Annotated in this window: 15 protein-coding genes; 9 read left to right on the top strand and 6 right to left on the bottom strand. The window is 61.2% G+C overall.

The window, feature by feature from the left end; translation table 11 throughout:
* Positions 1–57: 57 nt before the first annotated feature.
* The 4 genes from BT179_RS03005 (at position 58) to cysB (ending at position 3,618) form a co-directional block, all read left to right on the top strand.
* Entirely contained in the window at positions 58–1,011 is a 954-nt protein-coding gene (locus tag BT179_RS03005; protein ID WP_072430564.1) for a putative 2-dehydropantoate 2-reductase, read from the top strand.
* A 19-nt stretch (positions 1,012–1,030) separates the two neighbouring features.
* Positions 1,031–1,936, top strand: a complete 906-nt coding sequence (locus BT179_RS03000; RefSeq protein ID WP_072430307.1) for a 5'-nucleotidase — start codon at positions 1,031–1,033, stop codon at positions 1,934–1,936.
* Positions 1,937–2,032: 96 nt separating this feature from the next.
* A complete protein-coding gene (locus tag BT179_RS02995; protein ID WP_014337270.1) occupies positions 2,033–2,533 on the top strand; it encodes a universal stress protein in 501 nt (166 codons plus the stop codon).
* 110 nt (positions 2,534–2,643) lie between these two features.
* Positions 2,644–3,618 (top strand): HTH-type transcriptional regulator CysB, encoded by a 975-nt coding sequence (gene cysB, locus BT179_RS02990; protein WP_072389263.1) that lies wholly within the window; start codon positions 2,644–2,646, stop codon positions 3,616–3,618.
* 45 nt (positions 3,619–3,663) lie between these two features.
* Here the strand turns inward: cysB and BT179_RS02985 are convergent, their stop codons facing one another.
* Positions 3,664–4,146: a GreA/GreB family elongation factor gene (locus BT179_RS02985; RefSeq protein ID WP_072389261.1), complete on the bottom strand. Its 483-nt coding sequence runs from the start codon at positions 4,144–4,146 to the stop codon at positions 3,664–3,666.
* A gap of 2 nt (positions 4,147–4,148) precedes the next feature.
* Positions 4,149–4,535, bottom strand: coding sequence for a hypothetical protein (locus BT179_RS02980; protein WP_072430308.1), 387 nt, complete (start codon positions 4,533–4,535; stop codon positions 4,149–4,151).
* 119 nt (positions 4,536–4,654) lie between these two features.
* Here BT179_RS02980 and earP point away from each other — a divergent pair, with 119 nt between their 5' ends.
* Positions 4,655–5,788, top strand: coding sequence for an elongation factor P maturation arginine rhamnosyltransferase EarP (earP, locus tag BT179_RS02975; protein ID WP_072389257.1), 1,134 nt, complete (start codon positions 4,655–4,657; stop codon positions 5,786–5,788).
* Between the two features lie 48 nt (positions 5,789–5,836).
* Entirely contained in the window at positions 5,837–6,406 is a 570-nt protein-coding gene (locus tag BT179_RS02970; protein WP_053155174.1) for an elongation factor P, read from the top strand.
* 118 nt (positions 6,407–6,524) lie between these two features.
* On the opposite strand, the gene BT179_RS02965 is transcribed toward BT179_RS02970, so the two are convergent.
* The 3 genes from BT179_RS02965 to BT179_RS02955 form a co-directional block, all read right to left on the bottom strand.
* Positions 6,525–7,538, bottom strand: coding sequence for an alpha/beta hydrolase (locus tag BT179_RS02965; RefSeq protein WP_072389255.1), 1,014 nt, complete (start codon positions 7,536–7,538; stop codon positions 6,525–6,527).
* Between the two features lie 32 nt (positions 7,539–7,570).
* Positions 7,571–7,990, bottom strand: a complete 420-nt coding sequence (locus BT179_RS02960) for an organic hydroperoxide resistance protein (protein WP_072389253.1) — start codon at positions 7,988–7,990, stop codon at positions 7,571–7,573.
* 403 nt (positions 7,991–8,393) lie between these two features.
* Positions 8,394–8,855 (bottom strand): MarR family winged helix-turn-helix transcriptional regulator, encoded by a 462-nt coding sequence (locus tag BT179_RS02955; protein ID WP_072389251.1) that lies wholly within the window; start codon positions 8,853–8,855, stop codon positions 8,394–8,396.
* Positions 8,856–8,984: 129 nt separating this feature from the next.
* On the opposite strand from BT179_RS02955, the gene BT179_RS02950 reads away from it, so the two are divergent.
* Positions 8,985–9,752 (top strand): sulfite exporter TauE/SafE family protein, encoded by a 768-nt coding sequence (locus BT179_RS02950; protein ID WP_207956594.1) that lies wholly within the window; start codon positions 8,985–8,987, stop codon positions 9,750–9,752.
* Here BT179_RS02950 and BT179_RS02945 read toward each other — a convergent pair.
* The gene (locus BT179_RS02945; RefSeq protein WP_172834667.1) at positions 9,742–10,596 is read right to left on the bottom strand and encodes a LysR substrate-binding domain-containing protein; all 855 of its coding nucleotides are present in this window, start codon (positions 10,594–10,596) and stop codon (positions 9,742–9,744) included. The two genes, BT179_RS02950 and BT179_RS02945, sit on opposite strands and share 11 nt — an antisense overlap.
* 97 nt (positions 10,597–10,693) lie before the next feature.
* Here BT179_RS02945 and BT179_RS02940 point away from each other — a divergent pair, with 97 nt between their 5' ends.
* Together BT179_RS02940 and BT179_RS02935 are read left to right on the top strand one after the other, a co-directional pair.
* The gene (locus BT179_RS02940) at positions 10,694–10,915 is read left to right on the top strand and encodes a DUF1127 domain-containing protein (protein ID WP_072389245.1); all 222 of its coding nucleotides are present in this window, start codon (positions 10,694–10,696) and stop codon (positions 10,913–10,915) included.
* A 64-nt stretch (positions 10,916–10,979) separates the two neighbouring features.
* Positions 10,980–12,209 (top strand): winged helix-turn-helix domain-containing protein, encoded by a 1,230-nt coding sequence (locus tag BT179_RS02935; RefSeq protein ID WP_072389243.1) that lies wholly within the window; start codon positions 10,980–10,982, stop codon positions 12,207–12,209.
* Positions 12,210–12,279 lie beyond the last annotated feature (70 nt).

Raw genomic sequence — 12,279 nt, 5'->3', positions numbered from 1 at the left:
CGGGGAAGGGCACCTGTGTAATGATGTGCTCGGCCTTCAAGCAGAGGAGTGACGATGATGCAGGCAGGCTTCAAACCGCGGATCGGGGTGATCGGCACCGGGGCGATCGGAGGGTTCTACGGCGTGATGCTGGCGCGTGCCGGCCATGATGTGCACTTCCTGCTGCGCAGTGAATTCGGCGCGGTCGCTGAACACGGCTTGCGGATCGATAGCGCGGTCCACGGACCACTGACACTCAACCCGGTCCAGGCATATCGAACCGCAGCCGACATGCCGCCCTGCGACTGGCTGCTGGTCGGCGCCAAGACCACCAGCAATGCCGACCTGGCCCCGGCCATCGTCCAGGCGGCGGCCGATGGCGCGAAGGTCCTGCTGCTGCAGAACGGTCTCGATGTCGAAGACGAACTCCGGCCCCTGTTGCCCGAATCGTTGCATCTGCTGGGCGGCCTGTGCCTGATCTGTGTGAACCGTGTCGGCCCGGGCGTCGTCGCGCATCAGGCCCTTGGCTCGGTGAATATCGGTTATCACAGCGGTTCATGCGCTGACCAGGCCGGGCGCATGGCGGTCGTCGAGGAGGCCGCGACGCTGTTTCGTGCCGCCGGCATCGACTCCCAGGCGATGCCTGACCTGCGACAGGCCCGCTGGCAGAAGCTGGTGTGGAACGTGCCGTACAACGGCCTGTCCGTCCTGCTGGGGGCCAGCACCACCCCGTTGATGGCTGACGACCGCAGCCGCGAGCTGATCCGGGCGTTGATGGAGGAGGTGGTGCGTGGTGCCCAGGCCTGCGGTCATCACGTCGCGCCAGGCTACGCCGAGTATCTGTTTACGATGACCGACAAGATGCCCGATTACTGGCCAAGCATGTATCACGACTTTTCCCACAAGCGTGCGCTGGAACTGGATGCGATCTACTGCCGGCCATTGGCGGCGGCGAAAGCGGCAGGTTGTGAATTACCGAAAATCGAAGCCTTGTACCAGGCGCTGGCGTTCATCGACGGACGCAACCGCTGATCGGGCGGAAGGGGGAGGCATGGCAAACAACATCGATGACAGGCTGGTGCTGGCGATCTCTTCACGGGCGCTGTTCGACCTGAGGGAAAGCCACAAGGTGTATCTGTCGAGTGGCGTCGAAGCCTATCGGCAGTACCAGATCGAGCACGAAGACGAGGTCCTCGAACCTGGCGATGCGTTCGCCCTCGTGCAAAAGCTGCTCAGCCTCAACGAGCATCTGGGGCGTGCCCGGGTCGAGGTAATCCTGGTGTCGCGCAACAGTGCCGACACGGGGCTTCGGGTGTTCAACTCGATCCATCATTACGGCCTGGCGATCTCGCGCGCGGCCTTCGTCGGTGGTCGCAGCCCGTACCCTTACCTCAAGGCGTTCGGCTGCGATCTGTTCCTCTCCACCCATGCCGAAGACGTACGCAGCGCCCTGGACGCCGGATTCGCCGCGGCGACCATCCTGTCGGGCGGTGCCAGCCGTGCCGCCAGCGAAGAGTTGCGCATTGCCTTCGATGGCGATGCGGTGCTGTTTTCCGATGAGTCGGAGCGCATCTACCAGAGCGGCGGGCTGGAGGCTTTCCAGGCCAGCGAGCGACAGGCCGCCCGCGAGCCGCTGCGAGGCGGGCCGTTCAAAGGGTTCCTGGCGGCGCTCAATGCGCTGCAGCGCGAGTTTCCCGAGGACGCCTGCCCGATTCGCACTGCCTTGGTCACCGCCCGTTCGGCTCCCGCCCATGAGCGGGTCATCCGCACCTTGCGCGAATGGGACATCCGTCTGGACGAGTCACTGTTTCTCGGCGGCCTGACCAAGTCGGCATTCCTCGAAGCCTTTGCCGCCGACGTGTTTTTCGACGACCAGACCGGCCACTGCGAACTGGCTCGCGAAGTGGTCGCCACAGGTCACGTACCCCACGGCATCAGTAACGAAGTCAAGCCCTGACGAGCCGTCGTCCGGGACGTCAAGCCACACGTCGTAGTCCCCGAGGCACTGCTAAGCTGAATCAATCTCCGCCATTCTGGCACGCGAGGAGGTCACATGATTCGTTCGATGCTGTATGCCACAGACCTGGGGCTGTATGCCCCCTATGTGATGCAGCATGCCTTGGCGTTGGCACGGACGTTTGAAGCCGAGTTGTATGTGGTGCATGCGGTAGAGCCGATGGGGCTGTTCGCCGAATCGGTGTTGCAAAGCTATCTCGACGAGCAGGCGCTGAACGAATTTCATCGACAGGGTCTGAATACCGTGATGGCCAATATCGAACAGCGGGTGCTCGACAGTTTTCGCGAAGAATTGGGGGAGGGGCAGCAGGACTTGAAGCTGATCAAATCGGTCAGGGTGTATCAGGGCGATCCTTCCCAGGTCATTCTCGAACAGGCAGCGAAACTCTCTGTCGATTTGCTGATCGTAGGCAGTCATTGCCAAGGGGCAAGTGGTGAGACGCCCTTGGGCAGGACCGCTGCGCGGGTATTGCAGTTATCCCGGGTGCCGGTGTACCTGGTGCCGCTGGTGCAGCGTCGGCGCCAGGGAGAAGCTTGAGGCTAAATGATGGCTTTTCATAAAAAGTTCTAGATTTATTGTCGTGACCATTCATATAGTTATATACCGTCGCTGATGCCCGTGGCGTCCAACTGCTTTGAGGGATACATATGAAGCTTCAACAACTGCGCTACATCTGGGAAGTGGCGCACCACGACCTCAACGTTTCCGCTACCGCACAAAGCCTCTATACGTCGCAACCCGGCATCAGCAAGCAGATCCGACTGTTGGAAGACGAGCTGGGAGTGGAAGTCTTCGCCCGCAGTGGCAAGCACCTGACCCGCGTGACCCCGGCCGGTGAGCGCATCATCACCACGGCCGGCGAGATCCTGCGCAAGGTCGAGAGCATCAAGCAGATCGCCCAGGAGTTCTCCAACGAGAAAAAAGGCACCCTGTCGATCGCCACCACTCACACCCAGGCCCGCTACGCGCTGCCGCCGGTGATCAGCAATTTCATCAAGCAATACCCGGACGTGGCCCTGCACATGCACCAGGGGTCGCCCATGCAGATCGCCGAGATGGCCGCCGACGGCACGGTGGATTTCGCCATCGCCACCGAGGCCCTGGAGTTGTTCGGCGACCTGGTGATGATGCCGTGCTATCGCTGGAACCGTTGTGTGGCCGTGCCCCAGGGCCATCCGTTGACCAAGCTGCCAAAGCTGACGCTCGAAGCGTTGGCCGAATACCCCATCGTGACGTACGTGTTCGGGTTCACCGGCCGGTCGAAACTCGACGAAGCCTTCAGCCACCGTGGGCTGACCCCGAAAGTGGTGTTCACCGCCGCCGATGCCGACGTGATCAAGACTTATGTACGTCTCGGCCTGGGCGTGGGTATCGTGGCGAAAATGGCCGTCGACACCAAGCTCGACAGCGACCTGGTCGTGCTGGACGCCAGTGAGCTGTTCGAATCGAGCGTGACCAAGATCGGATTCCGCCGCGGCACTTTCCTGCGGGGATTCATGTGCGATTTCATCGAGAAATTCGCGCCACACCTGACCCGGGAAGTCATGGCCAAGGCCATCCAGTGCCATAACAAGCAGGAACTCGAGGAACTGTTCGACGGCGTCGAACTACCGGTACATTGATACCAGAGAGCGTACGAAAAGGTGTCGTGTACCTTTTCGTACGCCCTAGATCACCTCGGTGACAGCGAACTGTTGCCGGGTACCCGCCACCACGATCTCCACCTCATCGCCTTCGAACTTGCCCAGCAGGCCTCGGCCCAGGGGGGAGCGAGGGGTGATGACCGTGATCGGCTGGCCCACCAGCGACACCTTCAGTCCCGCTGCATCCGGCCCGAGAAACAGCCACTGCTCGCGACCTTCCTCATCTTCCAGGCCGATCAGTGTACCTACCTGGATCCCGCGTTGTTCGTCGTATGGCCTGAGCGCCAGGTTCTGGCAGAGCGCCAGGGCCTGGCGGATTTCCTCGACGCGTCGGGCTTGTCCGGCGGCGAGGTAGGACGCTTCGAGGCCCAGGGTGTCGTACTTGTTCTCGGCGATGTTCTCTTCATGGGTCGCGGCTTCGTAGGCGGTTTGCGCGGCGCGTTCGGCGATCTCGAGATCGACCTTGAGCTTGTCGAGAATCAGTCGGTGGACGGTCTGTTTATCCATGATCAATTGCAGAACTGTAGAACGTTGGCACGGCTTTTTTCGCTGGGGGCGTTCTGGTCCTGCTGCAGCCAGAACTGGCATTTGGGATTGGACAGGTTACGCGGATCGCTGCGGGCCTGATCCAGGGCCTGGCGCTGCTCGTTCCTTTGCAGGTTCTGCTGATACTGCTCGAACATGGGCGTGGGCGGCTCGGGAGGCGGCTGCACGGCTGGCGGTTGCGCCAGTTGATGCACGGCGCCGACCACCGGGGCCAGTTGTTCGTCGAAGATGAATTTCGACAGCAACCAGCTGGTCAGGACGATGGCGAGAAACCCAAGCCATAATCCCAGGGCAATGCTGAGGGTCAATTGCAGGGCGCCGAGGCGCTGGGCGGGCGGATGATCAGGCATGGCTGCTTCCTGGCAGGGCTCGTAGGGCGGTGATTGTCGCATGAAGATTAATCGCCGTCGGCCCTTCTGCATCATCGGTTTATTCGGGACAATCGCACCTTTGTCACAGGGAGTCGGGAATGACCGGGCGTTGGGATATCTTTTGCACCGTTGTCGATAATTTTGGCGACATCGGCGTCACCTGGCGCCTGGCCCGGCAACTGGTGGCCGAGCATCGGTGTGCCGTCCGGCTATGGGTCGACGACTTGCGTGCTTTCGAGCGGTTGTGCCCAGGCATCGATACCACCCTCGCGCAGCAGTGGCAGCAAGGGGTTGAGGTGCGTCACTGGGCCCAGGACTGGCCCGCCACCGAAGCGGCCGATGTGGTAATCGCCGCGTTCGCCTGCCAGTTGCCCAGTGCCTATATGGATGCGATGGCCGAGCGCCAGAAGACGCCGTTATGGATGAATCTCGACTACCTGAGCGCCGAGGACTGGGTCATCGGATGCCACGGGCTACCGTCGGTCAAGTACCGCCACGTGCAGAAATATTTCTTCTTCCCTGGTTTCCGTGAAGGGACGGGAGGCTTGCTGCGTGAAGCGGGTCTGTTGGAGCGGCGCCGGCAATTCCAGCAGGATGCCGAGGCGCAGCGCATGTTCCTCCAGGGCCTGGGGGTCGAGCGGGCGCCGGATGCGCGCCTGATCTCCCTGTTCGCCTATGAAAACGCCGGGCTGGCGAGTTGGTTCGATGCCATGGCGCACGACGCCCGGGCGTCCCACGTGCTGGTGCCGGAAGGGCGGATACTGGGGGACGTCGAACGTTGGTTCGCGGTAGGCCCGTTGGAGGTCGGCGCAGTGCATCGGCGTGGCGCCCTGACGGTGCAGGTGCTGCCATTCGTCCGGCAGGATCAATACGATCTGCTGCTGTGGTGCTGCGATTTCAACGCCGTGCGCGGCGAGGATTCTTTCGTGCGTGCCCAGTGGGCCGGCCGGCCACTGCTCTGGCACATCTATCAGCAGGAAGAGGACGTACACCTGGACAAACTGGAGGCTTTCCTCACGCTCTACACCCAAGGACTTGCAGAGCCGGCGCAAAAAGCGATGAGCGGTCTCTGGCGGGCGTGGAATGCCGGCCAGGACATGGCCGAACACTGGAAAACCGTCTGCGAGCGGCAGCAGGAACTGGCCGAACATGCCCAGGCGTGGTGCCTGGAACAGGCTTCGCGACCCGATCTTGCCACGGCGCTGGTGAAGTTTTACGGAAATTGGCTATGATACGCGGCCTAGATTTTTGTAAATCCCATCCAAATTCGGATATTCGCAATGAAAACTGGTAAAGAACTCAAACCCGGTACCGTGATTCGTATCGACAACGATCCTTGGTTGGTTCAGAAAGCTGAATTCACCAAGTCGGGTCGTAACAGCGCGATCATGAAGACCAAGCTGAAGAACCTGTTGACCGGCTACAAGACCGAAACCGTCTACGGCGCCGACGACAAGCTGGACGACGTGATCCTCGACCGCAAGGAAGCCACCCTGTCCTTCATCAGCGGTGACTCCTACACGTTCATGGACACCACTGACTACACCATGTACGAGCTGAACGCCGAAGACATCGAAAGCGTCCTGCCATTCGTTGAAGAAGGCATGACCGACGTCTGCGAAGCCGTATTCTTCGAAGGCCGTCTGGTTTCCGTGGAACTGCCGACCACCATCGTGCGCCAGGTTGACTACACCGAAGGTTCCGCTCGCGGCGACACTTCCGGCAAGGTCATGAAGCCTGCCAAACTGAAGAACGGTACCGAGCTGTCGGTTGCTGACTTCATCGAAATCGGCGACATGATCGAGATCGATACCCGCGATGGCGGTTCCTACAAGGGCCGCGCCAAGTAAGCGACGCCTTGTGCATGAAAAAGCCCGACCATTGAGTCGGGCTTTTTCATTTCAACATACAGCAATTCCTGGTGGCGAAGGGAGCAGGCTCCCTCGCCATCAGGGCTGCGCAGCCCATTCACTTAAGGTGTTGCTTGAGCTCCTCGGACACCTGCAACATCGCCGAACGCACTGCCGGCACCTGGCTCACGACGTTGAGCAGGCCATAGTCGTGGATCATGCCGTTGTAGCGCACTGCGGTGACCGGCACACCGGCGGCGTCCAGTTTGCGAGCATAGGCTTCGCCTTCGTCGCGCAATACATCGGCCTCGGCGGTCTGCACCAGTGCTGGCGGCAGCCCCTTGAGTTGCGCGGTGGTCGCCCGCAGCGGCGAAGCATAGATCTCGCTGCGCTGTCCGGCATCGGTGGTGTAGTTGTCCCAGAACCACTTCATCATGTTCTTGCTGAGGAAGTGTCCCTCGGCGAATTGGTTGTAGGACGCAGTTTCGAAGCTGGCGTCGGTCACCGGCCATAACAGCGCCTGGAACCGGATCGCCGGGGTACCCTTGTCCTTGGCCATCAATGCCACGACGGCTGCCATGTTGCCGCCAACGCTGTTACCCACCACTGCCAGGCGCTTGCCGTCGACATTGATCTGCTTGCCATGCTCGGCCACCCATTTCGTGGCGGCGTAGGCCTGGTTGATCGCCACCGGGTAATGCGCTTCGGGGGACGGCGTGTAGTTGACGAACACTGCCGCGGCTCCCGATCCCGCCACCAGGTCACGAACCAGTCGTTCGTGGGTCGGGAAATCCCCCAACACCCAGCCGCCGCCATGGAAGAACATGAACACGGGCAATTCCCCCTTGACCCCGGCCGGACGAACGATGGTCAGGCTGATCGACTGGCCATCCACCTGGATGGTTTTCTCGCTGACATCGGCCTTGGGCAGGGTCAGTTTAACCCCCGCCTGGGCGCCAACCAGTACAGCACGGGCATCCTTGGGAGAAAGCTGTTCCAGCGGCTTGCCAGTGCCGGCGTTCAGTGCATCGAGGAACGTCTGGGTGTTGTGCTCGACAATGCCGTTGGCGAAGGCGCTGCTGACGCTGAGTGCGAGAAGGGTGCCGGTCAGGGCTTTGCTGAATGTGTTCATGTTCGTCTCCTTGAGGTCAGTAGGGTCGGTGATCAGATGGTTACGTGCAGGCGGACATCGACGTTGCCGCGAGTTGCGTTGGAGTAGGGGCAGACCTGGTGAGCCGCGTCCACCAGGCTTTGCGCTTCGTCCTGATCCAGGCCTGGCAGGCTGATGTGCAGGTCGATGTCGAGGCCGAAACCACCGGGGATCTGGCCGATGCCGACATGGGCGGTAATCGAGGCATCATCCGGGATCTTGCGCTTGCTCTGGCTGGCGACGAATTTCAGGGCGCCGATGAAGCAGGCCGAGTAACCGGCAGCGAACAGTTGTTCCGGGTTGGTTGCCGCGCCACCAGCGCCGCCGAGTTCCTTGGGCGTGGCGAGCTTGACGTCGAGGATGTTGTCGCTGGAGATCGCACGACCATCACGGCCGCCGGTGGAAGTTGCGATTGCGGTGTAGAGAGTTTTCATGATGGGAGCCTCGTTTCTGGTTGATGATTTGCGCTAAATGTTTGTGCGCTAAGTAGGTGTGAAGAGAATGTATAGCGCAAACATTTTGCGCGCAAGATAAATTTTCGAGGCGGATGGATTTTTTTAGATCGGAAGGTCTTGAACCCTTGATATAGAGCGTTTCAAGCGGTTAAAAAAATTTGATACGCCGGCTTCGAGTAGGCCTTTGTGGACAGACCTGGCCTACATAAGGAAGTCGGGTAAGGATGAAATGGGGGGCGCAGGCAGGAATATGCGGGGTGCGAAGGCTGAGGGCGGGGGAGCGTGTGTGGGGCCGCGCTTGCTCACGATGGCGCGGTGGCAGTCCCTGGCGGTATGACGACATACCGCCATCGCGGGATCGCCAGGCTTTGAGGAGGTGGAATCAGAGGCTGTCTTGCAGATGGCTGCGCAGTGCCTGCAGGTCCTGTTGCAGTTTTTTCAACTGCTCCAGGGTCTGGCCGCTGGCGGCGAGGATGCATTGGGGAATATCGAGGGCTTTTTTCTGCAAGGCGCGGCCTTTCTCGGTGAGTTCCACAACCACCACGCGTTCGTCTTCTCGGCTGCGGGTGCGGCTCAGCAGGCCTTCGGCCTCAAGGCGCTTGAGCAGCGGGGTCAACGAGCCCGGGTCGGTAAGCAGGCGACTGCTGATCTCCCCTACGGTCAAACCGTCGGTTTCCCACAGCACCATCATCGCCAGGTATTGGGGGTATGTCAGGCCCAGGGCTTGCAGCAGTGGCTTGTAGACCTTGGTCATCATCAGCGACGTAGAGTGCAGGGCAAAGCAAACCTGGTTGTCGAGCAACAGGGCTTCGCAAGGGTCGGGGGTGGCGTGCTGAGTACTCATGGCAAAACCTTCAATCAATGATTGGGATAAATCTAGCGGGCAAATCTTTCGTGCGCCAGACAATTCTGACGTGTTGCACCGATGTCACGTTTCGCCGAAGGCGTCGACTGCGTAGGATATGCGCCCTTGATGAGGGGAGAATCGTCTGTGATCGAGAGTTTTCTGTATCTGGTGGTCGGGGCTGCGTTGGGCACCCTGGGGGGATTGTTCGGGATTGGCGGCGGATTGATCGCGATTCCGGTTCTGGGGGTCTGGTTCGGTCTGGACCAGCAGATCGCCCAGGGGACGGCGCTGGTGATGGTGGTTCCCAATGTGATGCTGGCCCTGTGGCGTTACCACCAGCGTAATCGCATCGAGCTGCGCCATGTCCTGCCGTTGGCGACCATGGGGTTCTGCTTTGCCTGGCTTGGCTCGATCTGGGCCGTCGGCATCGATGCCCAGAGCATGCGCATCGGTTTCGTGGCGTTCTTGATCGTATTGGCGGCCTATAACCTGATCCGTATGTTCGCCACCAGCGCGCCGGCCTCGGCACAGATGCGCTATGGCTGGCCGTGGCTCGGCGTGCTGGGGGCGGTGTCCGGGGCCATGGGAGGTCTGTTCGGTGTCGGCGGGGCTGTTGTCGCGACGCCTATCCTGACCAGCCTGTTTGGCACCACCCAGGTGGTGGCCCAGGGGTTGTCGCTGTCGCTGGCCTTGCCCAGCACCGGCGTGACCCTGGCTACCTACGCGTTCCACCACCAGGTGGACTGGAGCATCGGCGTGCCCTTGGCCGCCGGCGGCTTGCTGAGCATCAGCTGGGGCGTGAAAGTTGCCCATGCCATGCCGGAGCGCCTGTTGCGCGCCTTGTTCTGCGGCTTCCTGGTGGTTTGCGCGATCCTGCTCGCCTTTAAAGCTTGAAGCCTTCGACGATGTGCTCGGCCAGGCATTCGGTGATCGGCGACGGATTGTGCAGGTTGCGGATCAGCATGATGCTGGCCTCGGGCAGTTCCGGCAGGTTCTCGGCCTCGCCCAGTACCCGCATGTCCGGCGTGAGCAGGCTTTCCAGTTGCGCGGTGATCGCCAGGCCCGCGCCCACCACGGCCATGAGCGCCGACAGGCTGGAACTGTTGTAGGCCACGCGATACTCGCGGCCCATGGCATCCAGCGCATTGCAGGCCCACTGTCGGCAGAAACAGTCACTGTTGAACATCGCCAGGGGCAGTGGTGTTTTTTCATGGGCGTTGAAGCACGCCGCTTCGGCCCAGACGAAGCGTTCCTTGCGCAATAGCTGGCCGATTTCATCCCCGGGTTTACGGGTGACGATGGACAGGTCCAGGTCCTGGCGTAGCAACAGCTGCTTGGACGATTCGCAATGCACTTCGATTTCGATCAGCGGATAGAACTGGGCGAAGCGCTGCAGGATACCCGGCAGGAATCGCATCACGTAATCGTCCGGTGTGCCGATGCGCACGGTACCGACCATGTGCGGTTCGCGCAGGGTATTGAACACCTCGCTGTGCAGCTTGAGGATCCTGCGGGCGTACCCCAATAGCACCTGGCCTTCGGCGGTGAGCTTGACCTGGCGCCCGTCACGCTCGAACAGGCGCCGCTGCAGCACATCTTCTTCCAGGCGCTTCATCTGCATGCTGACGGCGGACTGGGTGCGGTTGACCAGTTCACCGGCCCGGGTGAATCCCCCCTGGTCGGCAATGGCGACGAAGGTACGCAGCACTTCCGTATCGATGCTCGGGTAACTCGACAATGGATCAATCTCCGAGATGTATTGCATAAGAAACATTCGTTGGATTGATCTTAGCGGTGGCGCGAGACTTGAGCCACCCCCAACGGAGGACATCACGATGAAAGGTCAGAAAGGATACGTATCGATAGATAAGCACTCATTCCATCGGTTTTCCCTCAGCGATCTGTTGCACAAGTTTAGCCGCTGGTATGAATTGCACCATGAGCGTGAATTGCTCGCCGGATTGAGCGACGAGGCGCTCAAGGACATCGGTGTCAGTCGAGCGGATGTCGAAAAGGAAGTGGTTCGGCCATTCTGGGATGATCCATTGCACAAATGAGCCATCCCTCCCTACACAAATCGATTCCCGGTGAGGTAGGTTGCGAGCAGACAAGGAGATCTCCATGCCCGCGACTGTATCCTTTACCCTCAAACAGGCCCGGCGCCTGGCGTTGGCCGCCCAGGGATTCAATGGGCGGCTGGCGCCGGCTTCGGTGCAGTCCTCGCGTCTCAACCGTCTGATCGAACGCCTCGGCGTGCTGCAGATCGATTCCGTCAACGCATTGGTGCGCTCGCATTACCTTCCGCTGTTCTCCCGTCTCGGCCATTACAATCTCGATTTGCTCGATCAGGCGGCCTGGAGCCAGGGGCGACGCCGGACATTGTTCGAGTACTGGGGGCACGAAGCGTCCCTGCTGCCCATGTCGATGTACCCGCTGATGCGCTGGCGCATGATCCGCGCGTCTCGCGGCGAAGGCATCTATCAACAGTTGGCGCGTTTCGGCCGGGAGCGCCAGGAGGTCATTCGCCGCGTCCTCGCGTCGGTCCGGGAGCGGGGAGCACTGGGGGCGGGCAGCTTGTCCACTCGCCAGGATAAGGCCGGTCCGTGGTGGGACTGGAGCGCCGAGAAGCATGCCCTTGAGTGGCTGTTCGCGGCCGGGGAGGTCACGGTGGCGGGGCGCCGCGGTTTCGAGCGGCTCTACGACCTGCCGGAGCGGGTGTTCCCGGCCTCGGTCCTGCAACAGCCGCTGCCGGACGAGGCCCAGGCCCAGCGCGCATTATTGCTGCACGCAGCCGAAGCGCTGGGAGTGGGGACCGAAAAGGATCTGCGAGATTACTTCCGTCTCGACCCGGCTGACAGCCGCGCACGGTTGGCGGAGCTGGAAGAGGGCGGGCAGTTGCTGCGTTGCCAGGTGCAAGGCTGGAAGCAGCCCGCCTGGTGCCGACCTGATGTGAAGATTGTTCGCAAGGTAGCGGCCAGTGCCCTGTTGTCGCCGTTCGATTCGCTGGTATGGGAACGCAGTCGTACCGAGCGGTTGTTCGATTTCCGTTATCGACTGGAAATCTACACCCCGGCCCACAAGCGCGTTTACGGCTATTACGTCCTGCCGTTCCTGCACGACGAACGTATCGCCGCCCGGATCGATCTACGGGCGGAACGCGCCCAGGGCCGGTTGGCGGTGCATGCGGTGCACGAGGAAGAGCCAGGGCTGGACGAGGAGGGCATGCTGGCGTTGGCGATGAGCCTGCGGCGCATGGCCGATTGGTTGGGGTTGGAACGGGTTCAGCTCAATTGCCGGCGAATGGGTGGGGTACGCTTGGCGGTGGCGTTGGCCGGAATCGGTGCTGGCTGAGTCGGTCCCTTCGCGGGCAAGCCTGCTTCCACATCGGGCCGGGTCGAACACAAGAATCATGTTCATCGCC

It is taken from the genome of Pseudomonas sp. NFACC43, from assembly GCF_900119645.1.
Lineage (GTDB): Bacteria > Pseudomonadota > Gammaproteobacteria > Pseudomonadales > Pseudomonadaceae > Aquipseudomonas.
The sequence above is the reverse complement of the archived record's forward strand: the minus strand, read 5'-3'. Positions and strand labels throughout refer to the sequence as shown.